19 protein-coding genes and 2 pseudogenes are annotated in these 24556 nt (G+C 60.6%); 7 read left to right on the top strand and 14 right to left on the bottom strand.

Annotation, left to right across the window (positions count from 1 at the left end; all coding sequences use genetic code 11):
- Positions 1-461: 461 nt before the first annotated feature.
- Positions 462-1247, bottom strand: coding sequence for a methyl-accepting chemotaxis protein (locus BW979_RS28060; protein ID WP_371517439.1), 786 nt, complete (start codon positions 1245-1247; stop codon positions 462-464).
- A 117-nt stretch (positions 1248-1364) separates the two neighbouring features.
- Positions 1365-2342, bottom strand: a pseudogene (locus BW979_RS28055) (cache domain-containing protein); the annotation flags it as partial.
- 251 nt (positions 2343-2593) lie between these two features.
- Here BW979_RS28055 and BW979_RS04085 point away from each other — a divergent pair.
- The 3 genes from BW979_RS04085 (at position 2594) to BW979_RS04075 (ending at position 6676) form a co-directional block, all read left to right on the top strand.
- Entirely contained in the window at positions 2594-3094 is a 501-nt protein-coding gene (locus tag BW979_RS04085; RefSeq protein ID WP_047230328.1) for a sigma-70 family RNA polymerase sigma factor, read from the top strand.
- Positions 3084-4085: a FecR domain-containing protein gene (locus BW979_RS04080; protein ID WP_076383230.1), complete on the top strand. Its 1002-nt coding sequence runs from the start codon at positions 3084-3086 to the stop codon at positions 4083-4085. Before BW979_RS04085 ends, BW979_RS04080 begins: the two co-directional genes overlap by 11 nt.
- A gap of 86 nt (positions 4086-4171) precedes the next feature.
- Complete coding sequence (locus BW979_RS04075) at positions 4172-6676, top strand: TonB-dependent siderophore receptor (protein WP_076383229.1); 2505 nt, start codon at positions 4172-4174, stop codon at positions 6674-6676.
- A gap of 153 nt (positions 6677-6829) precedes the next feature.
- Here BW979_RS04075 and BW979_RS04070 read toward each other — a convergent pair whose 3' ends face one another.
- Positions 6830-7903 (bottom strand): fatty acid desaturase, encoded by a 1074-nt coding sequence (locus BW979_RS04070; protein WP_076383228.1) that lies wholly within the window; start codon positions 7901-7903, stop codon positions 6830-6832.
- Between the two features lie 100 nt (positions 7904-8003).
- Between BW979_RS04070 and BW979_RS04065 the strand changes: the two genes are divergently transcribed.
- A complete protein-coding gene (locus tag BW979_RS04065) occupies positions 8004-9008 on the top strand; it encodes an AraC family transcriptional regulator (protein WP_076383227.1) in 1005 nt (334 codons plus the stop codon).
- A gap of 141 nt (positions 9009-9149) precedes the next feature.
- Here BW979_RS04065 and BW979_RS04060 read toward each other — a convergent pair whose 3' ends face one another.
- Positions 9150-9836 (bottom strand): Crp/Fnr family transcriptional regulator, encoded by a 687-nt coding sequence (locus BW979_RS04060; protein ID WP_047230304.1) that lies wholly within the window; start codon positions 9834-9836, stop codon positions 9150-9152.
- A gap of 87 nt (positions 9837-9923) precedes the next feature.
- On the opposite strand from BW979_RS04060, the gene BW979_RS04055 reads away from it, so the two are divergent.
- Positions 9924-10448 carry an Mpo1 family 2-hydroxy fatty acid dioxygenase gene (locus BW979_RS04055; RefSeq protein WP_076383226.1) on the top strand — a complete coding sequence of 175 codons (525 nt, stop codon included), beginning with the start codon at positions 9924-9926 and terminating at the stop codon, positions 10446-10448.
- A gap of 130 nt (positions 10449-10578) precedes the next feature.
- Here the strand turns inward: BW979_RS04055 and BW979_RS04050 are convergent, their stop codons facing one another.
- From BW979_RS04050 to dibA, 9 genes are all read right to left on the bottom strand, one after another.
- On the bottom strand, positions 10579-12801 hold the full coding sequence (locus BW979_RS04050; protein ID WP_076383225.1) for a GMC oxidoreductase: 2223 nt from the start codon (positions 12799-12801) through the stop codon (positions 10579-10581).
- Entirely contained in the window at positions 12798-13310 is a 513-nt protein-coding gene (locus tag BW979_RS04045; protein ID WP_076383224.1) for a sorbitol dehydrogenase, read from the bottom strand. The genes BW979_RS04050 and BW979_RS04045 overlap by 4 nt, the downstream gene beginning before the upstream one ends.
- Complete coding sequence (locus BW979_RS04040; RefSeq protein ID WP_047230308.1) at positions 13300-14670, bottom strand: hypothetical protein; 1371 nt, start codon at positions 14668-14670, stop codon at positions 13300-13302. The genes BW979_RS04045 and BW979_RS04040 overlap by 11 nt, the downstream gene beginning before the upstream one ends.
- A 333-nt stretch (positions 14671-15003) precedes the next feature.
- Positions 15004-15993, bottom strand: a complete 990-nt coding sequence (locus BW979_RS04035; RefSeq protein WP_076383223.1) for a sulfate/molybdate ABC transporter ATP-binding protein — start codon at positions 15991-15993, stop codon at positions 15004-15006.
- A gap of 3 nt (positions 15994-15996) precedes the next feature.
- Positions 15997-16866: a sulfate ABC transporter permease subunit CysW gene (gene cysW, locus BW979_RS04030; protein ID WP_047230310.1), complete on the bottom strand. Its 870-nt coding sequence runs from the start codon at positions 16864-16866 to the stop codon at positions 15997-15999.
- A 12-nt stretch (positions 16867-16878) separates the two neighbouring features.
- Positions 16879-17697, bottom strand: a complete 819-nt coding sequence (gene cysT, locus BW979_RS04025; protein ID WP_047230311.1) for a sulfate ABC transporter permease subunit CysT — start codon at positions 17695-17697, stop codon at positions 16879-16881.
- 213 nt (positions 17698-17910) lie between these two features.
- The gene (locus BW979_RS04020; protein WP_047230312.1) at positions 17911-18924 is read right to left on the bottom strand and encodes a sulfate ABC transporter substrate-binding protein; all 1014 of its coding nucleotides are present in this window, start codon (positions 18922-18924) and stop codon (positions 17911-17913) included.
- Between the two features lie 50 nt (positions 18925-18974).
- The gene (gene oscA / locus BW979_RS04015) at positions 18975-19157 is read right to left on the bottom strand and encodes a sulfur starvation response protein OscA (protein WP_047230313.1); all 183 of its coding nucleotides are present in this window, start codon (positions 19155-19157) and stop codon (positions 18975-18977) included.
- Positions 19158-19299: 142 nt separating this feature from the next.
- Positions 19300-21207, bottom strand: a complete 1908-nt coding sequence (dibA, locus tag BW979_RS04010; protein ID WP_076383222.1) for a phosphodiesterase DibA — start codon at positions 21205-21207, stop codon at positions 19300-19302.
- A 146-nt stretch (positions 21208-21353) separates the two neighbouring features.
- Between dibA and desA the strand changes: the two genes are divergently transcribed.
- Together desA and BW979_RS04000 are read left to right on the top strand one after the other, a co-directional pair.
- Positions 21354-22538: a delta-9 fatty acid desaturase DesA gene (gene desA, locus BW979_RS04005; RefSeq protein WP_076383221.1), complete on the top strand. Its 1185-nt coding sequence runs from the start codon at positions 21354-21356 to the stop codon at positions 22536-22538.
- 272 nt (positions 22539-22810) lie between these two features.
- On the top strand, positions 22811-23344 hold the full coding sequence (locus tag BW979_RS04000) for a cysteine hydrolase family protein (protein WP_076383220.1): 534 nt from the start codon (positions 22811-22813) through the stop codon (positions 23342-23344).
- Positions 23345-23413: 69 nt separating this feature from the next.
- Here the strand turns inward: BW979_RS04000 and BW979_RS03995 are convergent.
- A pseudogene (locus BW979_RS03995) lies at positions 23414-24288 on the bottom strand (serine/threonine-protein kinase).
- Between the last annotated feature and the right edge of the window lie 268 nt (positions 24289-24556).

Raw genomic sequence — 24556 nt, 5'->3', positions numbered from 1 at the left:
GAGCGGGCTTGCTCGCGAAAGCGGTGGGTCAGCTGGCGATGATGTTGGCTGTGCTGTCGCCATCGCGAGCAAGCTCGCTCCCACAGTTTTGGTTCCGGGGTGGGCGCAAGATCCAGTCACACCGCCAATCCCCTGTGGGAGCGAGCTTGCTCGCGAAAGGGGTGGGTCAGCTGGCTGATGATGTTGGCTGTGCCGCCGTCTTCGCGAGCAGGCTCGCTCCCACACTGATTTCGATTGGCCGCAAGATCCAGTCCCACCGCCGATTCCCTGTGGGAGCGGGCTTGCTCGCGAAAGCGGTGGGTCAGCTGGCGATGATGTTGGCTGTGCTGTCGCCATCGCGAGCAGGCTCGCTCCCACACTGATTTCGGTTGGCAGCAAGATCCAGTCACACCGCCAATCCCCTGTGGGAGCGAGCCTGCTCGCGATGGCGGCGGCACGGTTGGCGGTGAGGTCGGCTGAGATCAGATCTTGAAGCTGTCCACCAACTGCTTCAGCCGATTGGCCTGTTGCGACAGGGCATCGCAATCCTTCAGGGTTTCATTGAGGTTGGCGACGCTTTGCTGGTTCAGCAGGTTGATGTGGCTGACATCCATGTTGAGGGTTTCCACCACGGCGGTCTGTTCTTCGGTGGCCGCGGCCACCGACTGGTTCATGCCGTCGATTTCACCGATGCGCTGCGTCACGCTGACCAGCCGCAGACCCGCCTGGTTGGCCACTTCCACGCTTTCTTCGCTGGAAAGCTGGCTGGCGTTCATCGTCGTCACCGCTTCACGGGAACCGACCTGGAGCGAGGTGATCATCTTGTGGATTTCTTCCGCCGACTCCTGGGTGCGGTGCGCCAGGTTGCGCACTTCATCGGCCACCACCGCAAACCCGCGCCCGGCTTCACCGGCACGGGCCGCTTCAATGGCAGCGTTCAGCGCCAGCAGGTTGGTTTGCTGAGAGATGCCCTTGATCACGTCCAGGATGTGCCCGATGTTGTCGGTGCTGGCGTTCAGGGTTTCGATCTGGGTGCACGAGAGGCTGATCTTCTGTGACAGCTCGGTCATGGCCTGGATGGTTTTTTCCACCACCTGGCGTCCGTCATCGGCTTGCTCGCTGGCACCACTGGCCTGTTGCGAGGCGTCGGCGGCATTGCGGGCGATTTCCTGGGTCGCGGCGCCCAACTGATTGATGGCCGCTGCCACGCTGTTGGTGCGGGCGCTCTGTTCGTCGGAGCCAATGAGCGAGGCATTGGACGAAGTCATCACCCGCTGCGACAGGTCATGCACTTGCCGAGTGGCGGAAGACACTTCCGAGATCGACGCGTGAATCCGCTCCACGAATTGGTTGAACGAGCTGCCCAGCTCACCGAACTCATCCTTGCCCTGGACCACCAGACGCCGGGTCAGGTCGCCTTCACCTTGGGCGATGTCCTGCATGGCGCGCCCCATGGTGGTCAATGGACGCATCAACACCTGGATCAACAGGCTCAGCAGCAACGCAATGGCCGCCACCGCCACAAACATCGCAATCAGCGCCGAGGTACGGAAATGGCTCAGCGGTGCGTAGGCCTTGTCTTTGTCGATCGATAGACCGATGTACCACTGGGTATTCGGCAGGCCTGCGACGGGGGTAAACGAAAGAATGCGATCCTGCCCATTGAGCTCAACCTCCTGGATACCTTTCTCGATGCGCACTGGCGTACCGGGGTAGATGTCCTTGAGGTTCTTCATCACCTGGTCCTTGTCCGGGCTGACGATGACCTGGCCGTCGCCGCTGACCAGAAACCCATGGCCGATGCCGCCGAAATCCACGGAGTTGATGATTTTCACCAGGGTTTCCAGGCTCAGGTCGCCCCCCACCACACCGAGCAACTCACCGTTGTGCTTCACCGGCAGGGCGATGGTCACCACCAGGCCGCCGACCGCAGCCAGGTAGGGCGGGGTCAGCATGGTTTGATCGATGGTGACTGCCTGTTTGTACCAGGGGCGCTGGCGCGGGTCGTAGCCGTCGGGCATTTTTGCGTCAGGGCGCTGGGTGAAGACGCCGTTGGCCTGACCCACGTAAGTGAACTGGAAATTCGACGTCAGCGCCGGCTGATCCACCAGCCCCGGCAGATCGGCACCCGCGCCCTGGTGCGCAATATTCTGCGCCAGGTTTTCCAGCACCAGCACCCGGCCGCTCATCCAGTTCTGGATGCTGCTGGCCGTCAGGTCGCCGGACTGCTGGATGGAGGATTCGAGACTGCTGCCAATGGTTTTTCGTTGCAGGTAGTCGTTGTAGAGCGTGAACAGGGCAAAAGCCAGAACGACCACACCAGAGGCGGCCAGAAGGATTTTATGGCTGAACTTCAGATTCATCGACAGGCTTCTTATGCAGGGAGTGGGGGTGCATTCCGGTTGCAGCATTCATGTCACAGCGCGGGCGGACTTGTGATCTGCTCCACTTTGGTGCACGCATATAACGCTGTCGGCAAAAGTTAAAAAAATATGAGCCCTTTAAACAAATGGGCGACGGAAGGACACGGTGCGTCGAACGGTGGTTGCAAATTCACTGACCCCTGATGACAATGCGACCTATTATCATTTGCGACATCCAGGCCTTCGCGTTCATGTCATCTCCCGAGTTTGCAGTACAGACGCTCTACAGCAACCATCACGGCTGGCTTCACACATGGCTGCGCAGCCGCTTGGGCAATGCTGCCGACGCAGCGGACCTGGCCCAGGACACTTTCGTGCGCCTGCTGCAACGCACCGAACGCCTGGAGCTCAAGTCGCCCCGCGCCTTTCTACGCACCATCGCCCAAGGCCTGGTGATCGATCATTGGCGCCGGGAAGAAATCGAACGCGCTTACCTGGAATCCATCGCCCACCTGCCACCCGCCCAAGCCCCCGACACCGAAGCCCAGGCCTTGATCCTGGAGCTGCTGGAAGCCATCGCCAGAATGCTCGAGGGCCTGAAGCCGAAAGTGCGCAGGGCATTTCTGTTGGCCCAGTGCGAAGGCCTGACGTACAAGCAGATTGCCGAGCAGATGGGCATTTCCTTGCGCTCGGTGGAACGATACGTCGCCGATGCGCTGTATCACTGCTATGTGTTGCGCTATGAAAGCTGAGCCTGTGGATAACGTGTTGAATCGACGCAGCGGCCCATCCCAACAGGTAGTCAGGCAAGCGATCAACTGGCTGCTGCGCCTGCGCAACCATGCTGCCAATCCGGCCTTGCGCCAACAATGCGAGGTCTGGCGCGCCGCCCATCACGAACACGAATTGGCCTGGCAGCGGGTGCAAGCGCTGCACAGTGAGTTGACCTCGAACCTGCGGGCGGTCCCCGGCGCCCACGTCGCTCTCGACACCCTGGAAAACAGCGCCCAGCGACTCGGTCAGCGCCAGGCCTTGAAACTGTTGTCGGGGGTGGCGCTGATAGGCTCCGCCGCCTGGCTGGGCAAGGACCTGGGCTGGCAGCCGTGGAGCGCGGATTTCGCCACTGCCACCGGCGAACATCGAGGTTTCCAGTTGCCCGACGGTACGCGGCTTGAACTGAACACTGACAGCGCCGCCGACCTGGACTACACGACCGAGCATCGCCTGATCAGCCTGACGCGAGGTGAAATCATGCTCACCTGCGGTCGCGATCCCGCGCGGCCGCTGCTGGTGCGCAGCCGACATGGCCTGTTCGAAGGGCTGGACGGGCGCTTCGTGGTGCGGCAGGACAATGCCTGCACACGCCTGAGCGTCACCCGTGGCAGGGTCGCGATCCTTTCACACCGTGGCGCCGATGGTGCCCCGCTACAGGTGAGCGCCGGGCAGAGCTATCTGCTCAGCTCATCGACAGCGACCATGGCGCCGCCGCTGGATATGGACATCGGCGCCTGGGCGGAGGGTTTGCTCGTGACGCGCAACATGCGTCTGGAGGACTTCCTCAACGAGGTAGGACGTTACCGCCAGGGCTATCTGAAATGCGCCGCGTCGATTGCGGACCTGCGCTTGTCAGGCGTTTTCCGCCTGGAAGACACCGACAGGTTGCTGGCCGTCCTGCCGCGCACGCTCCCCGTTCAATTACGCTATCGAACCCGTTGGTGGGTCACGGTGCAGGAATCGGTCTGATTTTTTTTGGCGGGTTTTGCGCGCAAGTCCGGCTAGGACAGTAAGCAACGCTTATCTGCCCTTAGCGACTCCAACGGAAACCCACAATGACTGAGTGCGTAAACCTCAACACCCCCTTTGGCTGCTCCTCGCAAACAGGCCTGTTGCGCCATGCCATCCGTGCTGCACTGTTCTGCACGGTGTTGAGTGCGGGCGCCGTGCCAATGTTCGCCGTCGCGGCGCAAGACGGTGTCACCACCGCGCGCCAGAGCTACAACATTGCCGCCGGCCCCCTGAGCGATGTGCTGAACCAGTTCGCTCGTCAGGCCGGCATCACCCTGGCAAGCACTCCGCAGCAGACGAGCGGTATCCAGTCCCCGGGACTGCACGGCGAGTATTCGACGGACCAGGCCCTGAGCCATCTTCTCAGCGCTTCAGGCCTGACCGCCGTCAGCCCGGATGGCAGCAGCTATGTGCTGCAAACCGAGGCCTCGGGCGGCACGTTGGCGCTGCCGACCACCGACATCAAGGGGTTTGCCCTGGGTAACGCGTTGGGCAGCATGGCGGGCTACAACGCCACCCACAGCCAGGTCGCCACCAAGACCAGTACCGCCCTGCGGGAAACCTCGCAAAGCGTCTCCGTGGTCACCCGCGAGCAAATGGACGACCAAGGCGCGCAAACCGTCTCCCAGGCCATGCGCTACACCCCAGGGGTATTGACCAACCCCTACGGCGCGACCCATCGCTACGACTACGTGGCGATGCGCGGCTTCAACGATGGCTCGGTGGACAACATCTACCTCGACGGCCTCAAGTCCATGGGCGACAGCGGCACCTACAGTTCCATGCAAGTCGACCCGTACTTCCTTGAGCGGGTCGACATTCTCAAAGGCCCGTCCTCGGTGCTCTACGGGCGTAGCTCGCCCGGCGGCCTGGTGGCACTCACCAGCAAGAAACCGCTGTACGAGGCCTATCACCAAATCCAGGCCACGGTCGGCACCCAGGGCCAACGCGGCATGGGCTTCGACTTTACCGGGCCGGTGGATGACGACAAACGCATCGCCTATCGCCTGGTGGGCCTGGCGGATACGTCCGACACGCAGTTCGACCACACCAAGGAAAAGCGCTTTGCCCTCGCCCCCACGGTGAGCATCGACTTTACCGAAGACACGTCGCTGACACTTCAGGCCTACCTGCAGCACGACCCCGACGGGGGTTATCACGGCGGCATGCCAGCCGACGGCACCTTGCATCAGCGCAACGGCAAGCGTATCTCGGAAAATTTCTTCGAAGGCGAGCCGGGCGTCGATGGCTATGAACGTGATCAGCAGTCGTTCGGCTACCAGTTCGAACACCGTTTCAACGATGTCTTCACCGCCCGGCAGAACTTCCGTTACCTGGACTCCCAAGTCACCAATGATCAGGTCTACGCCTACGGCTGGACCACGCCGACCAGCAACGAGCTGAACCGCTACTACACCGGTGCCGAAGAAAAACTGCATTCGTTCATCGTCGACAACATGCTGCAGGCTGAATTTTTCAGCGGGGCGACCAAGCACACCGTGCTGATGGGCGCTGACTATCAGCGGCGCAAGACCGTGGTGGATTGGACCAGCGGCAGCCTGGCCCCGATCAACGCCTTCGACCCGGTCTATGGCAACTCGGCTATCACCTACTTCAGCCCCACCAGCTACCTGCGACGCCTGGAACAGACCGGTGTCTACCTGCAAGACCTGATCGAGATGGATAAATGGCGTTTCTCCCTGGGCCTGCGTCAGGACTGGGTGAAAACCTCGGATGAAAACCGCATCGCTGAGTTCGGCCGCCCGGAAGGCACCGAGATCAACGACAAACGCAGCAAGCTCACTGGCCGTGCCGGGGCGCTGTACCTGTTCGACAACGGCCTGGCGCCGTACGTCAGCTACTCCGAGTCGTTCAACCCCAACTCCTACGCCGACAGCGCCGGCAACCCGCTGTCGCCGACCGATGGCAAGCAATGGGAACTGGGCCTGAAGTATCAGCCACCGGGTACGGATGACCTGTACACCGCCTCGCTGTTCCGCATCGACCAGGAGAACCTGGCGACCAAACTGCCCCAGGAAAACTTCTACCGCGCCGTCGGTGCCGTTCGCTCCCAGGGCCTGGAACTGGAAGCGCACCTGCAACTGACCGAGCAGTTCAAAGTGCTGGGCAGCTACACCTTCACCGATATCGAATATTCGAAATCGATGATCAGCACGTTGAGCACCACCACCGACATCATCGAAAACAAGGGCAACTCACCGACCCAGGCCCCACGCCACATGGCTTCGGTGTGGGCGGACTACAAGTTCGACAGCGGCGCGCTCGATGGCCTGCGACTGGGCGGTGGCGTACGTTATGTCGGCTACAGCTGGGCCGATGCGGAAAACACCATGAAGGTGCCGTCCTATACGTTGTTCGATGCGTCGGTGGGGTATGACCTGGGCAAGGTCGGCTTGAAAGGCGTGGACGTGCGCCTGAACGCAAACAACCTGACCAACGAAACCTACGTCGCCTCCTGCGCCAGCCTGAGCTACTGCTACCTGGGCGAAGAACGCAACGTGGCGGCGACGGTGAGTTATCAGTTCTGACCCGTTCTCTTTGGTAACTCATTCTCTGTGGCGAGGGAGCTTGCTCCCGCTGGACGCGAAGCGGCCCTGTTTTTTTTGGGGCTGCTGCGCCACCCAGCGGGAGCAAGCTCCCTCGCCACAAGGTTCGGTTTTTACTTCTCGAACCTGTTTGCGTCAAACCCGCACCGCATCCCCTTCCTCCCGCACCACACCCTCTTCCCGCACAAACCGGTTCGCCCGCCCAAACGTGCCGAAATCATTGAACCGCACCCCCATCTCACGCATCACTTTGTGGGCCACCGGCACCGTCATCTGGCGGATGTAGAACGGCTCTTTGACCACGAAATGATGGACCCCGTGGCTACTGCCGAAGTTGAAGCAGAACGCCTGCAATGGCCACAGCCACCAGGGGTTGAGCACCTGGGTTTGCTGGATGACATTGCCCGGCTCGATGTCGCCGTAGTAATGCATGTTCGAGCTGATGAAATGCAGGCAAAAGGTGCGCAGCACGTTCGGGCCGATGATCACCACCGCTGCGATATCGATCACGTGCATCACTGCCAGCGTGGTCGGCGACCAATCAATCGACGTGCCAAGCAAATAGGCGACAGCGTTGGCCCCATGGAAACCGAGAAACACGTACCACGCGCCCCAGTGCAACAGCGCCAGCGGGAAATACACCTTCAGCGTGCGCTTGAGGATGCTGCGCTTGTGCGCCCAGGTCTTGGCCCGCAGCAGGCGAATGAAGGCCGACATCACGTTGTCGCCCACCATCAGCAAGCGCGCCAGCCCCCAGGGCTCGCCATTGGTAATGGCCCGCTCTTCCAGGTCGGCCTCGCTGCCGGACACTTTGTGATGATTGAGGTGCAAATGGCGGCGGATCCACGGGTTGATGGTGCTGGGCCGCGCCAGCCAGACCAGGCCCATCATCAGGTTGTGGGGTACGCGTTGCTTGCGAAAATACATGCTGTGGATCAGGTCGTGTTCCAGCTCGTGGGTCAGTGAAGCGAAAAAAGCGTTGAGCAGCAGGCATGCCCAACCGGCCAGGTGACCGTTGATGTAGAGCAGCGCCGAACCGACCATCCCGGCCAGGGCGAACGCCAGGATGCCCGCGCCCAACGCATCCTGATGACGCAGGATCGGGTAGCGCTGGCGCAGTTCTTCGCCTCGGGCCAAGACTACCTGGCGAATATGGGCCGATCGCTGTTGTGCATTCAATCGCTCGGGGCTTGCGCAAGTGCCGTGCATGGCTTACATCCTCTTCTATCGATGTGCTCATCCTGCCGGGCGATGCCCCCTAGGGTGGTAGCCGTAAACGCCAACCTGTTGACCGCAAGCGCCAATCGCCATGACTGAACCCACCTCCCTCGCCAGTTGGACCCGCGCCCTGCGCAAACAGCTTGATGCGTTGGGCCTGGACAGCCATTCCCTGTGCCTGGAGGCCGGGCTCGATCCGCAGTTGATGGACGACCCGAATGCCCGTTATCCGCTCTCGGCCACCACGCGCCTGTGGGAACTGGCCGTGCAGGCCAGCGGTGATCCGGCGATCGGCCTGCGGGTTTCGCGCTTCGTCAGTCCCACCACGTTCCACGCTCTGGGTTATGCCCTGGTGGCCAGCGGCAGTTTGCGAGAAGTGTTTGAGCGAATCGTGCGTTATCACCCGGTGGTCAGCGATGCGTTGATGCTGCAACTGAGCCGCTGCGAAGACCGATACCGCTTCACGCTCGACGTGCCCCAAGGCCGGGCGACGCCGGCCTTTGAAGCCATCGATGCGTTCGCCGCGATTTACGTGCGCACGTGTCGCAACCGACTGGGCCGCGATTACGCGCCGCTGGCGGTGTACTTGCGGCGCCCGGAACCGACGGACCCCGGCCCCTGGCATAAAGTGTTCCGTTCACCTGTGTATTTCGGCGCCGAGCAAGATTGCCTGGAATTCAGCCTCGTCGATTTCGACAGCCACCTGGACGACGCCAATCCGGAGCTGGCTGAACACAACGAGACGGTACTCAAGCGCACCCTCGCCCAGCTCCAGCCGCTGACCTGGGAGCGCAAGGTGCGAGCCGCTATCGAGGCCCAACTGCCCGAAGGCGAACCCAGCGCCGAGCGCATCGCCCAGGCCATGCACCTGAGCCTGCGCAGCCTGCAACGGCATTTGGCCGATGAAGGCTGCCGCTTCGACACGCTGCTTAACGAATGTCGGGAAAACCTGGCACTGCTGCACCTGCGCGACCCGCAGTGCTCACTGAGTGAAGTCGGTTATCTTCTGGGCTTTGCCGATGCCAGCAGCTTCAGCCGGGCGTTCAAGCGCTGGACCGGAATGACGCCGGGGCAGTTTCGGGATGGGTTGCGCTAGGGGTTTGCGTTGGCTGGGCGGCCCTATCGCGAGCAGGCTCGCTCCCACATTGTCTTGAGGTGAACTCAACATTCAGGCCCGCCACCAACGCTGTGGGAGCGAGCCTGCTCGCGATAGCGATGGATCAGTCGATACAGGCCTTCAGATCGTGGTCAATGCCCGCAACCGCTCGATATCCAGGATTTCAATCTCACCATAAGCCAGCTGCACAATGCCCTGGGCCTGAAGGTCCTTGAGGATCTGGTTGGTGGTCTGGCGCGACAGTGAGAGCATGAGCGCCAGTTGCTCCTGGGGCAGTTGCAAGACCCGTCGCGCCGGTTCGATTTCGCCGTAGCCTTCGGCGATCATCAGCAGGCGATTGGCAACACGTACCGGGGCGGGCATCAGGCTCAGGTGTTCGAGATTGATGAAGGTCAGGCGCAGTTTGTGGCTCATCAGCCGCGCAATATCTCGCCAATAGACCGGATGTTCTTGCAGAAACGCCATCAACGGCGCCTGAGGCAAGTGCAGCAAGGTGCACTGGCCCACGCTCACCGCGTCATGGGTGCGCGGCTGGCCATCGAACAGGCAGATTTCACCAAACCAGTGGGGGGCTTCCACCACACTGAGCAGCGCTTCCTTGCCCTGTTCGTTCACTGCGCCGATCCGTACCGCGCCCTCCAATACGGCGTACATCCCGCAGGGTGGGTCACCGCGCTGAAACAGCCGATGCCCCGGCACCAGGCGGCGCACCCGCGACATGCCCAACAGACTATTCTGTAACTCAGCGGGCAAGTGGCTGTACCAGTGACCGGCCAACAGGTGCGAGTGCCAGGGATGGGTATTCATGGAAACTCCGGGACAAGTGTCGGCTAACTGACAGAACGCCTCGTGGAACCCGGGCATCATGCAGGCATCACCTCAGGAGGAACAACAATGAAAAGCCTCGTTGATCATCTCAGTCAATACGCTGCCTACCACCGCGACCCACGCAACATCGCCACGCACTTCATCGGTATTCCGCTGATTTTCGTCGCCGTCGCCGTACTGCTGTCACGGCCGGGTTGGCCGGTGGGCGCGGTCCTGGTGTCGCCGGCGCTGCTGATAGCGGTAGCCAGTGCCTGGTTCTATCTACGCCTTGAGTTGCGCCTGGGGGTGCTGATGACGGTACTGCTGGCCCTGGCGCTATGGCTGGGCCAGGTGCTCGCCGCGCAAAGCACCTTGGTGTGGCTGGGCAGTGGCCTGGGGATGTTCGTGGTGGGCTGGGTGATCCAGTTCGTCGGTCACTATTACGAAGGCCGTAAACCGGCGTTCGTCGATGACCTCACCGGGTTGATTGTCGGGCCTCTGTTCGTGGTGGTGGAGGCGGGTTTCCTGCTGGGGCTTCGTAGCGAACTGAAGCGGGCCATTGAAGAACGCGCCGGGCCCGTGGCCTTGCGTCACCAACGCTCGGCCGTCTGAATCTGTGGGAGCAAGGCTTGCCCGCGAAGGCATCGCCTCGGTCTATCAAGCTACACCGAGGTGTTTGCATCGCGGGCAAGCCTTACTCCCACAAGCTCGCTCCCACAAGAGTCAGGCCTTACCGCTCAGGTTACAGCGCACCAAACTCGACCCGTATCGTCAGCGCGCCGGTGTTATCTTTCAAGCCAGACCCATGTTGCCCGGTCAGGTCATCGTTGATGCACAGTTGCAGTTCCCCTTGCTGGTCGCTCGGAACCTGCGCCAGATCACCCACCAGGAACGGCGTTCCATCGTTGCCCACACGACCGATCAAGGCGCCTTCGGCGGCACCGGGCAAGGCATAGCTGCTGTAGTCGATGTGCCGCGAACCACCGTTTCCATCGACATTGCCGCCCTGCGGACTCGCGCACCATAACCCACTGACGTAGCGAACCACGCGCGGTATCAACCCGTTGATCTGCACTCCAGTGCCCTGCCAGGCGATGTTGGATTGGACCTGCATGGTCACCGCCTTCAGGTCGTTGGCCACGGTGTCCCCGGCTTGGAACGACAGCGCCGCAATCGTCAGGCTCGGGTTCGAGGTGCCCGTGCTGGGGAACACGCCATCGCCCACCAGAAACAGGTTCTTGTGGTCCCAACTGCGCTGGTATTTGTCCACCACCGACTTGGCTGGATCATCGCCCATGCGATAGGTCCCCATCAGGTGTCCGGCGCCCTGGAAGCTGTAATCTTCGCCTTTGTAGTTGAAGGTCCCTTTGCCAATGGGTGCTGTCAGTTCCACGGCGCCAAGCAGGTCCTTGATGATGTGGCTCGCCAGTATCTTCGCCTGCCTGAAACCTTCCTTGGTGTAATCGGACAGGTCGTAGTGGATTTCCGGCCGAAGAATGCCGAGCCCGTCCTTGTAGTTATCCGTCGAGGGCACGATGTAGCTATTGGACTGGTCGGGATGGTCTTCCACCTGTTCCACCAGGAAGCCGATCCGAAACTGGCGGATGAACAGTTCGTTGAGTTTTTTGATCAGTGCCGTGCCGTACAGCGCTTCAGTGGGCGGCGGCGGTGTCTCTTTCGCCGGCAATGGATTGGTGCGACTTATGTTCTTCCCGTCGATAAAATCGGCCACGGTGACGTAAGGATCGCCAACCGGCCAGTTCCAGCCTTCATTGCCAATTTCGATGCGCCATGCCGCTCGCTGGCTGCGGAAGGCACCGTCACGCAGGCTCTCGATGCCCGCCGTGGACACCGGGCCACGATATGGGAAAACCGTCTTGCCTTCCGGCATCAGCCCCCACGCCAGGTAAATCGGATGATCGGACAGGCTGCGTCCCACCTGCCCGCTGCTGTTGGCCACACCTTTAGGCCAGTCCGGGGTCTTGGAGTTGAGCAACAATTTAGGGGTTTCGATGGCATGGGCCGCGATCACGTAACGCTGCCCGATGGCCACACCGTTTCCCGTCTTCGGTCCCTCGCCAAGCTGATATTGAATGAATTCGATGCCATTGATGTTCTTGTCCGGGCCCACGGTCACTTTGCTGGCCACGGTCCGGTACATGACCCGGACCTTGCCGGTGGCCCGGGCCTTGTTCATGGTCACCGTGGCGTCGTACTTGGCCTGGATCGGGCAGATCGGCGTGCAGTTGGTATTGCCGGCACACACCCGGCGCCCGGCGTAGGGCTGGGAATTGCGCCCCGCCGGGGTCGGACTGACCACCAGCGGCAAGCCGTCGAACGTCTGCCCGGTCACGGCGCTGACAAAACTGCCGTCAACCAGTGACAGCGGAATGCTGTGCATCGGGAATGAATAGCCCTCGGGAAAGGTCATGCCCAGATAAGCCTGGTCGGCGACATTGGCCGATACACCGATTTCCGCCTCGGCCCGGCAATAGGCACTTTGCAGATCGTCGTAGCCGATCGGCCAGTCCACCCCGACGCCGTATTTGCTCTTCAGGCGAAAATCGTTCGGTACCATGCGCAGGCACGTTCCGACCCAATGCCAGGTCGTCCCGCCGCCCACCCGTTCATAGGTGCTGTTGAAGGGCAACGGGCCTTTCTGCACCAGGTAACTGATTTCCGGTTTGTCCCAACCCAGGATCAGATCGGCGATGGTTGCCCGCGGGGCATTTTCCTTGGTCGGATCCCGCGGTGTGTCCAGGGTCGATACCGGAGGATAGGGCGACTCCGGGGTTTTCAGGGTCGCCGTGTAGAAGCGCTCCAGATACTGCGTACGATTGGCAGGGATCTCCGGGCCCGATTCGAGCACCAGCACATCCACGCCAGCCATGCCCAACTGATAGGCAATGATGCTACCGGCCAGGCCCGCACCAACGATGACCACCTCTGCTTGTTCGGTACTCATGACGAAGCTCCTTGCTGCGCGTTGGCGACTACCCCGGTGTAATCCTCAAGGCTGGGCGGCGTCGTGTTCCAGTAGCCGAAGAACATCTCGCTGTAGCCCATGGGATGAGCCTGGGCGGCTTTCCAGGCCCATCCATTGATATAAGCCTGGTCGGACACCACCGTCTGCTCATCCTTTTTGAAACTCGCCGCGTCATAGGGTTGGTACCAGACGCCCAGCAACCACAGCTTCATGATCGAACGCGCGGCTTTGGCGGTCTGCGTGTCGGCCGGTAGCGCTCCGTCCATCAACACCGCTTGGGCGATCTGATCCGGGGATTGATTGTCCCCCGCCAGGTTGGCGTATTGAGTCAGCAATGTACTGAGCACATCAGGCGTGATTCTTGGCGTGATGAATTCAAGAAACAGCGGAGGCAAACCCACCTGGTCGATCGCCGGTGCCAATCGCTCAGTGGAAATGCCAGTCAGGACCGATGAAAGGCCTACGAAATTTTCCAGTTCACTGCTCATGCTTGACTCCTTGTCCAGTCGTGGACTGCGCGCGTTCGAGCAAATAGGTGAAATCCGCGAAGCTGGTGCGCGGCGATTCGGTGACATGGGTAGCCGCATTGCCATGACACGCCATGCAACTGGAAGACGCTTGGGGCACGGTGCCCTGGATGTAGGTTTCCAGCGTGGCGTTGGCCAGGAACAACGGGGCAGGATTGCCCAGCGGGTTGGCGGCTGATATCTGACAGTTGGGCTGTGGTGCCGACGGCCACTGGGTACTGATCAATTGATAGTTCGCCCAGACGCTCTGTGGGTTGACTGTACGCAACAGGGCTTGATAGGTGGCGTTCAGGGTTTTGGTGGCTTCGGTCAGCGGTATCTCACGCACGATCTGCGAGGGTGTTGCCTTGACCGCCGGGTTCCATGGCCGGGGCGGCGGCTGGTTGATATCGCTTTGGCTGGCAGCGTTGTAGAACAGATAAGGTCCCACCCGTTGGGCCGGGGGGGTGGTCTGTTCGGGTACGTTTTTTACATGTTCAAAGGTCGACCAGACCCACTGCGCGGCGCTGTCGGTCTTGTGAACGATGTGCAGTCCCACCAACCCCACCGGTTCGGACTTGCACGACTCCCCGACAATGGGTCCTTTGCTCGGGTCGCTGTTTCCCGGTGTATAGACCAGCGCATCGACGGTGTGAAAATCCTGCGGACGATCATTGGCGCCCAGCACTTTCCACGATGCTTTCACCATCAGCGCGCCGACGTCCTGTGTCTTGGCCGAGCCACAACTGAAAGCCACGGCGTTGGTCGGGTTTGCGGCAAAAAACTTCTGCTGGCCTTCGATGCTGTACAGACCATTGTCGACAATGGAATTGAACATCGATCGGTTGACCACGATTTCGTTGCGCGTATAGGTACCGTTCTGATCCACCAGCGGGCCGCTCTCGAAAGGCTGGATAAACTCATCCAGCACATCGGGCACCTTGCCCATCTGCTGCAACAGGCGCCCGGACTTGAGCGACTTGCACGCTTCGGGAAGCGTCGCCGGCGCGTCCCAGGCCAACGGCGCCTGACCCTTGGCCCGGAAGATCTGGTAGCTCTCTTTCCAGCTTTCCCACACCGTTGCCCCATCCTGTTTGCCGATGGAGGTGCCGGTATTGGGATTGCCGTTGTCCAGCGCCGGCCAGTTCAGGGCAATGAAGGTCTGCCATGACAGGTCATCGAAATCGCGCTGAAGGCTGGCCAGCGTGGGATGTTCCTCGGCAACCGTGACATCGAAGGGTATCTGCGGTGACAACGAGGGGGTGGCGCTGACGGATGGGCTCAATAAAACGCTTAGCAAGGCACAGCCAAACGGGCCATGCCGACTGACTTCCATTCTCATGCTTTATCTCCTTGGCATCAGGGCGCCAGGAGATAACACCGGTCCGTCATGAACTCTCACTGCCTCCTGGCACGTCAGAGTCTAGGTAGGGATTTAGATGGGAAAAGGTATTGGTGTAGAACCAATCGAAGCAACGTTGGGCGGGGTTATTCAGATTCTGATCGGGGCGTGAGTGGGACCGCCATCGCGAGCAGGCTCGCTCCCACAGGAGACTGGGGCTGGGCCGCAGATGTTGTGGCCGACACCGCTCCCACAGGTTTTTTGGGTTGCCCACAGACTTGTGGTCAAGCCCATTCCACTGTGGGAGCGAGCCTGCTCGCGATGCTTTTGATCTTAAAGGTTTGAGACTTTCTGCCAGACCTTCGGCTTGAAGAACAGCGTCTCGCCCTTCGCCAGGCCCACCAGACTGTCGTGGTCCTTCACCACTTCAGCTTCGATCAGATCGCTCTGGCCTTCCACCTTCAGGGTCACCCGGGTGGTGGCGCCCAGCGGGCGAATGTCGCGCACTTCGGCGGCGTGGTGATCCTCCAGTTCCGAACGCGACAGCGAGACTTCGTGAGGGCGGAACAGCACATGCCGGTCTTCACCCAAGTGCAGGCGGTTCGAGTCGCCGAGGAAGTGGTACACAAAATCACTGGCCGGGTTTTCGTAGACATCGCCCGGCGAGCCGATCTGCTCGATCACGCCCTTGTTCATCACCACGATCCGGTCGGCGACTTCCATGGCTTCTTCCTGGTCGTGGGTCACGAACACCGAGGTCAGGTTGATGTCCTCGTGCAACCGCGCCAGCCAGCGCCGCAGTTCCTTGCGAACCTTGGCGTCGAGGGCGCCGAAGGGTTCATCCAGCAGCAGCACTTTAGGCTCCACCGCCAGGGCGCGGGCCAGGGCGATACGCTGGCGCTGGCCGCCGGAAAGCTGTTCGGGGTAACGGTCGGCAAGCCAGTCCAGTTGCACCATGTTCAACAACTCGTGGACCTTGGTCGCGATCTGGCTTTCGTTCGGGCGTTGGTTCTTGGGCTTCATGCGCAAGCCGAAGGCAACGTTGTCGAACACCGTCATGTGGCGGAACAGGGCATAGTGCTGAAATACGAAACCGACGTTGCGATCACGCACGTCGTGGCCGGAAACGTCCTCGCCGTGGAACACGATGTTGCCCTGGTCCGGGGTTTCGAGGCCGGCGATGATCCGCAGCAAGGTGGTCTTGCCGCAACCCGACGGCCCCAGCAGGGCCACCAACTCGCCGCTCTGGATGTCCAGGCTGATATCGTCCAGGGCCTTGAAGGCGTGGAAATTCTTGCTGACGTTACGAACTTCGATCGACATGACTTATTCCTCCGCGGCGCTGGCGCGCAGGCGGTTGATTCGGTTTTCGCTCCACTGCTTGAGCAGCAGGATCAAGAGCGCCAGGATCAGCAACAGGCTCGCCACAGCGAACGCGGCCACGTGGTTGTATTCGTTGTAGAGGATCTCGACGTGCAGCGGCAGGGTGTTGGTGACCCCGCGAATGTGCCCGGACACCACCGATACCGCGCCGAATTCGCCCATGGCCCGGGCGGTACACAGCACCACGCCATAGATCAGCCCCCACTTGATGTTCGGCACGGTGACATGCCAGAACATCTGCCAGCCATTGGCACCCAACAGCCGCGCGGCTTCTTCTTCCTGGGTGCCCTGCTCCTGCATCAGCGGGATCAGCTCACGGGCCACGAACGGCACGGTGACGAAGATCGTCGCCAGCACGATGCCCGGCAGCGCAAACACAATCTGGATGTCGTGATCCGACAGCCACGGCCCGAACAGGCCCTGGGCACCGAACATCAGCACATAGACCAGGCCGGCGATCACCGGCGACACCGAGAACGGCAGGTCGATCAGGGTCACCAGCATGCTCTTGCCACGGAATGAATATTTGCTCACGCACCACGCGGCGCTGACACCAAACACCAGGTTCAGCGGCACCGAGATCAGCACCGCGATCACCGTGAGCTTGAGCGCCGACAGGGCATCGGGTTCGAAGATTGCGGCGAAGAACGCCCCCAGGCCCAGCTTCAGCCCCTGGGAGACCACGATGAACAGTGGCAGCAGCAGGAACAGCGCAAAGATCAACCAGCCAAGACCGATCAGGACTCGCCGCGATGTTGCACTGCCGCGGCGGGCGGCGTTGGTGGAGGCCGCGTAAATAGACGATTGGGACATGTTCGCGCCTCCTTATGGGGTTTCGATGCGCCGCTGCAGCAGGTTGATCAGCAGCAACAGGACGAAGGAAACCACCAGCATCAGCACGCCGATGGAGGTGGCGCCGGTGTAGTCGTATTGGTCGAGCTTGACCATGATCAGCAGCGGCAGGATCTCGGTTTTCATCGGCATGTTGCCGGCGATGAAAATCACTGACCCGTACTCACCCACGCCACGGGCAAAAGCCAGGGCGAAGCCGGTCAACCAGGCCGGCAACAACGCCGGCACAAGGACGTGGCGGAACACCTGCCACGGCTTGGCACCGAGACAGGCGGCGGCCTCTTCGACTTCACGGGGGATATCGGCCAGCACCGGCTGCACCGTGCGCACCACGAACGGCAGCGTCACGAAGGTCAGCGCCAGGGTGATGCCCAGCGGGGTGTAGGCGATTTTGAAACCCAGGTCGGTGGCGAACTGGCCGACCAGGCCGGTCGGCGCATACAACGCCGTTAGCGCGATACCGGCCACGGCGGTGGGCAGGGCGAACGGCAGATCGATCATTGCATCGATGATCTTGCGACCGGGGAAGGTGTAGCGCACCAGCACCCAGGCCAACAGCGTACCGATCACACCGTTGATGATCGCCGCGCACAGAGCAGTGCCGAAGCTGAGCTTCAAGGCCGCCAGCACCCGTGGCGCGGAGATGATCGCCCAGAACTGTTCCCAGGTAAGTTGGGCGGCATGTACGAACATTGCCGCCAGGGGTATGAGCACAATCAGACTGAGGTACACCAGGGTGTAGCCCAGCGTCAGCCCGAAGCCGGGTATGACGGGGGATATGCGACGCGACATAAAGGTCCTTGGTTGAGAACGCGCAAAAACTGTGGCGAGGGGATTTATCCCCGTTGGGCTGCGAAGCAGCCCCAAAGCAGCCGACTCAATTCACCTGAGCATAAAGACATGCCAGATTCAGGGCCGCTTCGCGCCCCAACGGGGATAAATCCCCTCGCCACAGATTCAGTGTCCGGCCTTACCTTGTAATCAGCTCATTCAGGCCTGCCCAGCTTACTGCGCCTGATAGATCTGGTCGAAAATGCCGCCATCGTTGAAGAATTTCGGCTGGGCGGTTTTCCAGCCACCGAAGTCCTTGTCGATGGTCACCAGGTCCAATTTCGGGAACTGCCGGGAGTACTTGGCGGCCACGTCCTTGTCACGTGGACGATAGAAGTTTTTCGCGGCGATTTCCTGGCCGGCCGGGCTGTACAGGTGCTTGAGGTAGGCTTCAGCGATCTCCAGGTTGCCTTTTTTCTCGGCATTCTTGTCCACCACCGCCACCGGCGGCTCGGCGAGGATCGACAACGACGGCACGACGATGTCGAATTTGTCCGCGCCGCCGTCTTCTTTCAGCGCCAGGAAGGCTTCGTTTTCCCAGGCCAGCAACACGTCGCCCTGACCGTTGTTGACGAAGGTAATGGTCGAGCCACGGGCGCCGGTATCGAGGATCGGCACATGCTTGAACAGTGCTTGAACGTATTGCTTGGCCTTGGCTTCGTCACCACCGTTGGCCTTGAGGCCATAGGCCCAGGCGGCGAGGAAGTTCCAGCGAGCACCGCCGGAGGTCTTCGGGTTCGGGGTGATGACCGACACGTCATCCTTGATCAGATCGCCCCAGTCCTTGATGCCCTTGGGGTTGCCCTTGCGCACCAGGAACACGATGGTTGAGGTGTACGGTGTGCTGGCTTCCGGCAGGCGTGTTTGCCAATCCGCCGGCAGGGACTTGCCCAGCTTGGCGATTTCGTCGATGTCGCCAGCCAGAGCCAGGGTCACCACGTCAGCCCGCAGGCCATCGATCACCGCCCGACCCTGCTTGCCCGAGCCACCGTGAGATTGCTGGATCTTCACGCTATCGTCCGGGTGCGCTTTCTTCCAGAAACTGGCGAATTCGGCGTTGTAATCCTGGTACAGCTCGCGAGTCGGGTCGTAGGACACGTTAAGCAACTCGTAATCCTTGGCAAAAGCGGAACCTGCAAAAACAGCGCTGGCCAAGACGGCCAAGGCATAACGGCGAATTGACGGCATGGTGAAAACTCCTGGAATTCCGGTTTTTTATGTTTGTGAAGTGTTGGTCTTCAACCCGGTTTGTGGCTCGGCTGCTGCAACCGGAATTTTTCCTTGCGCTCGATCTGGACGACTTGCGCGTTGTGCACGGTGATTTCCACCGCGCCAAAACGAAGGTCCCGCAAGGCATTGAGGATCTCGCGCAACAGAGTTGCTTCGTCCTGACCGTCAACGCTGCGTAGAGATGCGCTCATGCTATTGCTCCTTGAATGCCTGGAAGTGGGCGGCACCGTTTGTGGCGTAGGAGCAATACTAGATAGGCTTAGATATTCTTAAAAAGACTATTTAAGAATTTTTATATAACCAAAAACACAAGCAGCCGATGTGCAAAGGCAATTAATTGATTGCGGGCGCGCGATCCCAATCCAGCTGGTGCGCGGCAACGGGTCGCCCGAACCAGTAGCCCTGCCCCATCCCACAGGCATGTTCCAGCAGGAACGCTGCCTGCTCGCGCTGCTCGATGCCTTCGGCTTGCACTTGCATACCCATGCTGCGGGCCAGGGCGATGATTACCCGGACAATCGCTGCGTCGTCCTCATCCCACGGCAACCCGGCCACAAAGCCCTGATCAATCTTGAGCTTCTGGACGGGCAAGCGTTTGAGTCGCAGCAACGACGAATAACCGGTACCAAAATCATCGATAGCCAGTCGCACCCCCAATTCCCGCAGACGGTGCATTTGCTCCAGGGCCACTTCCGGATCGTCCATCACCGCGCTTTCGGTCACTTCCAACTCCAGACAGGCCGGGTCCAGGCCTGAAACGTGCAGCACCCGCGCGACCTGTTCGTACAACTCGCGACGGGCGAACAGCCGACTGGAAACGTTGACCGCGACAAACGATAACGCCACCCCGGCCTCCTGCCATTGACGCATCTGTCGACAGGCCTGCTCCATGACCCAGGCATCGATTTGGGCGATCAGCCCGGTGCGCTCGGCGATGGGAATGAACTCGGCCGGCGAAACCAGCCCGCGCTCGGGATGTTCCCAGCGCACCAAAGCTTCAACACCGATCAAGCGGCTGGTCGCCAGATCGTGTACCGGCTGGTAATGAACCCGCAGCTCCTGCTGCTGGAGCGCGCGTCGCAGTTCGAAGGCGATCTCGACTCGTTGCTGGGCATGAGCGGTGAGTTCTTCGGTATACAGGGCGTAGCCATCGCGCCCGGCACTCTTAGCCTTGAACAACGCGGAGTCGGCATTGCGCAGCAGTTGCCCCGCGCTGAGGGCATCCCCAGGAAACAGGCTGATGCCCACGCTGGCATTGATGAACAAGAGCTGGTTTTCGAGGCGCAACGGTTCTTTCAGGGCATCGATAATGCGCTGGGCCAGCACCGCCGCCTGCGCCGGCTGCGAGCAATTTTCCACCAGCACCGCAAACTCGTCGCCCCCCAGCCGGGCCAAGGTCACGCCGGGCGCAAACAGCCCCCGGAATCGCTCCGCCACGCTTTTGAGCAATTGATCGCCAACGTGATGCCCCAGGCTGTCGTTGATGTTCTTGAAATGGTCCAGGTCCACCAGCAACAAGGCGCAGCCGCGTTTGTGCAACTGCGACGACGCCAGCGCCTGCTCGGCGCGATCGGAAAACAGCAGGCGATTGGGCAGACCGGTCAGCGGATCGTGGTGGGCTAGGTAGGCCAGTTCGTGCTCCGAATCCTTGATCGCGCTGATGTCCGAAAACACCGCGACGTAATGGCTGACCTGACCGTTATCGTCGCGAACGACGCGGATCGTCTGCCATTGCGGGTAGATCTCACCGCTTTTACGTCGGTTCCAGATCTCGCCGCTCCACTCGCCACGGCTGCCCAGGGACGCAAACATCTCCTGGTAGAAATCCGCCCCGTGACGGCCAGACTTGAACAGGTTGGGCCGCTGGCCCAACACCTCATCCCGGGCATACCCTGTAATCGTCATGAAGGCGCGATTGACGTGCACGATCAGGCCGTTCGGGTCCGTCACCAACACCCCTTCGCGCGTGCAATCGAAGACGGCGGCGGCCTGGCGCAAACGTTCGCCGTCGGCACGGTGTTCGCCTTTTCCGAAAAGCCGGGATATCCGCACACCCGCCAGGAAAACCAATCCGGCGCTGACCAGGACCCAGGCATATCCGTTGATCAACTGCCAGCGAAGCTGATCGGCAGATTGATCGAAAAAGCTGCTCAATAAATAACCAACCAGCTGCAGCCAGACGACCGACAGCACGAGATAAAGCAGCGCTCCACGCATGGCGCTGCGGTGATAGACGGTCATTCGGCGATCCATGTCCCCACAAAGAGGTGGGAATTATAGAGTAAGAAACATCCTGCCACTGTTATCTGAAAGGCCGACTGGTTTTATCTGTGCGGCAGGTGATAATGCAACGGCTGTTTCTATCTTTATCGAGGGCCCTATAGCCTATGTGGTACGAAGGTTTTCTTGGCTTGTCGCCCTGGTCACTGGTGGCAGTCACCCTACTGATGACCCATGTCACGATCATTGGCGTCACGGTCTACCTGCACCGTTATTCGGCTCATCGCTCCCTGGAGCTCAACGCCGGCCTCAAACATTTCTTCCGCTTCTGGCTGTGGTTGACCACGGCGCAGAACACCCGCGAGTGGACCGCCATCCACCGCAAGCACCACGCCAAATGCGAAACCGTCGATGATCCCCACAGCCCGGTGATCAAAGGCCTGTCCACCGTGCTGCGCAAAGGCGCCGAACTCTATCGCGCCGAAGCGGAAAACCCCGAAACCCTGCGCATCTACGGCAAGAACTGCCCTGATGACTGGATCGAGCGTAATCTCTACAGCCGCTTCCCACTCATGGGCGTGGCGATCATGGGCGTCATCGACCTGCTGCTGTTCGGCACCATCGGCATCACCATCTGGGCCATCCAGATGATGTGGATTCCGGTCTGGGCCGCGGGCGTGGTCAATGGCCTGGGTCATGCCGTGGGCTACCGCAACTTCGAATGCCGCGACGCGGCGACCAACCTGGTGCCCTGGGGCATCCTGATCGGTGGCGAAGAACTGCACAACAATCACCATACCTACCCCAATTCGGCCAAGCTGTCGGTACGCAAATGGGAGTTCGACCTGGGCTGGGCCTGGATCCAGGTATTCAGTTTCCTGCGCCTGGCCAAGGTCCAGCGCGTCGCGCCGATCGCCCACCGTGTCGAGGGCAAGGGGCATCTGGACATGGACACCGCCATGGCGATCCTCAACAACCGTTTCCAGATCATGGCCCAGTACCGCAGGCTGGTCATCGCGCCGCTGGTCAAGCAGGAACTGGAAAAGGTCGATCACTCGGTCCGCCACCAATTCCACCGGGCCAAACGCCTGTTATCGCGGGAAACCAGCCTGCTGGATGAGCGTCACCACGCGCGCATCCAGAGCATGTTGGAACACAGTCAGGCGTTGAAGGTGATCTACGAAAAACGCCTGGCCTTGCAGCAGATCTGGGCCAAGACCAGCAGCAACGGCCACGACATGCTCGCGGCCATCAAGGAATGGATCCACGAAGCCGAGGCCAGCGGCATCCAGTCCCTGCGCGACTTCGCTGACCAGCTCAAGACCTACTCGCTGCGGCCTGCAACGGCCTGATAAGCAACCCCGCCAGCCGGCGGAATGCTGTTCACTTAAAAAGATGGCGCTTCTCCTTGAGTGGGGAAGCGCCTTTTTTTGGGGTTTTGTGTGCTAGTGTCGAGCTATGACCCATTATTGCCTCACCTCGACTACCACCACCACGACCGCTGAAAGCGGAGCGTGCGAGGTATCGTGAGCCAATAGCAGACGAACTTCAAAGGCCCGCCAGCGATGGACAGGGCCTTTTTTACGCCCTTGTGTCGCTGGCTCAAACGCAAGGAGATGCACTCATGTACGCCCTATTGATACTCGATATCCAAGTCGGGCTTGTTCACGGCCCGGAAAAACCATGGCGCTGCGAAGAGTTGTTGGCAACAGTGAATACCCTGATGGACAAGGCACGCAACGCTGGCGCCCCGATTTTTCTCGCGCGCCACATTGGGCCCGATGGATCTCCAATCGGACCAGGCAGCCCGTTGACGATGGTTGCGCAGGAACTGAAGCTTCTGGGTGAAGAGGTGGTATTCGAAAAACGGCGGCCCAACGCCTTTGAAATGACCGACCTGGCGGACAATTTGCGGTCTCTCGGGGCTACCGGCGTGGTGATCACTGGCATGAAAACCCAATACTGCGTCGATAGCACCTGTCGTGCTGCTCGTGATCTTGGCTTCGACGCGGTACTTGTCGCCGAAGGCCATACCTGTTCAGACACGCCAGTAATGAAAGCCAAGGACATCGTTGCTCATCACAATGCGACTCTTGAAGGGCCGTTCTGCCGGCTAGTTCGGGCTGAGGAGTGGAGCTTCCAGCAGAGCCGAAACTAAGGGAATGCACATGGCTTGCCGGCCACAAGATGCATTGCCGGCACGCTCATGACATTGCTCGCAACCAACTCACCACCAGGACGACTCAGCACCCAAGGCGTCACGCAACTGCGCCGCAGTAATGCGGCGCTGTCCCGGATCAAACGTCAGCGCCAAGCGCAACGCCGCCCAGCAACGCCTGGGCAAATTGCGCGGAGCTTTGAGTTCGCGCTCCATGCGGGCGTCTCGAGCTTGGGTTGAAGGTAAACGGCGGAACGGGTGTTTGCCGCTCGCCAGCTCATACAGTAAGCAAGCCACCCCATAGGCATCGGCCCCCTCTGACAACGGTGCGCCGTCAAGCAACTCAGGGGCGGCGTAGCTCGGGGTCCAGGCGTTGAGGCGATCTCGACTCAGGTTTGGCAGGCTCTTCAAAGGCCCTTCTTGCGCCAGGCCCAAGCCGAAATCAAACAAACGCACCCCCTCCTCGCTGAGCATGACGTTGCTTGGCTTCATGTCCCCGTGCAGCACGCCCCGGCTGTGGGCATACGCCAAGGCGTCGAGCAGCGGCGCGGCGATGGCTTGCAATTCATGCCAGGGCAAACCCAGCGGCCGCTCGCAAAGCAGTTGGTCCAAGGTCAAGCCACGCATCAGTTCCATGGTGATAAAAGCCCGTCGATGGTCAGCGTCCACTTCGAAGGTGTATGGACGCAACACGTTCGGGTGATGCAATCGCCTGCTCAGGGCGAACTCGCTGTAGAGCAGCGCGCTCGCGTCAGGCGAGCCATCGAATTGCTCACTGAGCATTTTCAACGCAATGTACGGATCGGGATCACCGTATTGTTCGTGTAGCAGGTCCCGTACGCGGTACACGATCCCCATGCCTCCTGCTCCGAGCAGGCGTTCCAGGTGATAGCGACCTGCGAGTATTTGCGATAGTCGCTGATACGACGCTCGCCCGATGCCATCGAAGGAGACGCATTGGCGAAGGCAGAATTCGTGTCATGGCTACCCTCCCCACCTATTCAGCACCGCTTTTCCATCAAGCTACGCATCCTTGCGCCTTTGCCTACAACTACGCCAGAATCCGCCCGCTTGTGCGCCTTGCCCACGGGTTCTATCGTTTCCCTGCCACTGCCCATCAGTGGTCGGGTTTAGTAGCCCGGTAGTAGTAACGGTTGCATGAGTCTCATCAGTCAGGCATTGCCTGCACTCGATGGTGGCTGTGCGCATGGC

Origin of the sequence: Pseudomonas sp. A214, from assembly GCF_900156295.1 — a bacterium.
In the GTDB taxonomy this organism is placed as follows: domain Bacteria; phylum Pseudomonadota; class Gammaproteobacteria; order Pseudomonadales; family Pseudomonadaceae; genus Aquipseudomonas; species Aquipseudomonas rhizophila.
The sequence above is the reverse complement of the archived record's forward strand: the minus strand, read 5'-3'. Positions and strand labels throughout refer to the sequence as shown.

Excerpts from the sequence above, each read along its gene's own strand:
- BW979_RS04000 (WP_076383220.1), top strand. The coding sequence starts at position 22,811 with ATGTACGCCCTATTGATACTCGATATCCAAGTCGGGCTTGTTCACGGC.
- BW979_RS04045 (WP_076383224.1), bottom strand. The coding sequence starts at position 13,310 with ATGAGCAGTGAACTGGAAAATTTCGTAGGCCTTTCATCGGTCCTGACT.
- BW979_RS04040 (WP_047230308.1), bottom strand. The coding sequence starts at position 14,670 with ATGAGAATGGAAGTCAGTCGGCATGGCCCGTTTGGCTGTGCCTTGCTA.
- BW979_RS04080 (WP_076383230.1), top strand. The coding sequence starts at position 3,084 with ATGAAAGCTGAGCCTGTGGATAACGTGTTGAATCGACGCAGCGGCCCA.
- BW979_RS28060 (WP_371517439.1), bottom strand. The coding sequence starts at position 1,247 with ATGACTTCGTCCAATGCCTCGCTCATTGGCTCCGACGAACAGAGCGCC.
- BW979_RS04070 (WP_076383228.1), bottom strand. The coding sequence starts at position 7,903 with ATGCACGGCACTTGCGCAAGCCCCGAGCGATTGAATGCACAACAGCGA.
- BW979_RS04065 (WP_076383227.1), top strand. The coding sequence starts at position 8,004 with ATGACTGAACCCACCTCCCTCGCCAGTTGGACCCGCGCCCTGCGCAAA.
- desA (WP_076383221.1), top strand. The coding sequence starts at position 21,354 with ATGTGGTACGAAGGTTTTCTTGGCTTGTCGCCCTGGTCACTGGTGGCA.
- cysW (WP_047230310.1), bottom strand. The coding sequence starts at position 16,866 with ATGTCCCAATCGTCTATTTACGCGGCCTCCACCAACGCCGCCCGCCGC.
- BW979_RS04055 (WP_076383226.1), top strand. The coding sequence starts at position 9,924 with ATGAAAAGCCTCGTTGATCATCTCAGTCAATACGCTGCCTACCACCGC.
- dibA (WP_076383222.1), bottom strand. The coding sequence starts at position 21,207 with ATGACCGTCTATCACCGCAGCGCCATGCGTGGAGCGCTGCTTTATCTC.
- BW979_RS04085 (WP_047230328.1), top strand. The coding sequence starts at position 2,594 with ATGTCATCTCCCGAGTTTGCAGTACAGACGCTCTACAGCAACCATCAC.
- oscA (WP_047230313.1), bottom strand. The coding sequence starts at position 19,157 with ATGAGCGCATCTCTACGCAGCGTTGACGGTCAGGACGAAGCAACTCTG.
- BW979_RS04060 (WP_047230304.1), bottom strand. The coding sequence starts at position 9,836 with ATGAATACCCATCCCTGGCACTCGCACCTGTTGGCCGGTCACTGGTAC.
- BW979_RS04075 (WP_076383229.1), top strand. The coding sequence starts at position 4,172 with ATGACTGAGTGCGTAAACCTCAACACCCCCTTTGGCTGCTCCTCGCAA.
- BW979_RS04050 (WP_076383225.1), bottom strand. The coding sequence starts at position 12,801 with ATGAGTACCGAACAAGCAGAGGTGGTCATCGTTGGTGCGGGCCTGGCC.
- BW979_RS04035 (WP_076383223.1), bottom strand. The coding sequence starts at position 15,993 with ATGTCGATCGAAGTTCGTAACGTCAGCAAGAATTTCCACGCCTTCAAG.
- cysT (WP_047230311.1), bottom strand. The coding sequence starts at position 17,697 with ATGTCGCGTCGCATATCCCCCGTCATACCCGGCTTCGGGCTGACGCTG.
- BW979_RS04020 (WP_047230312.1), bottom strand. The coding sequence starts at position 18,924 with ATGCCGTCAATTCGCCGTTATGCCTTGGCCGTCTTGGCCAGCGCTGTT.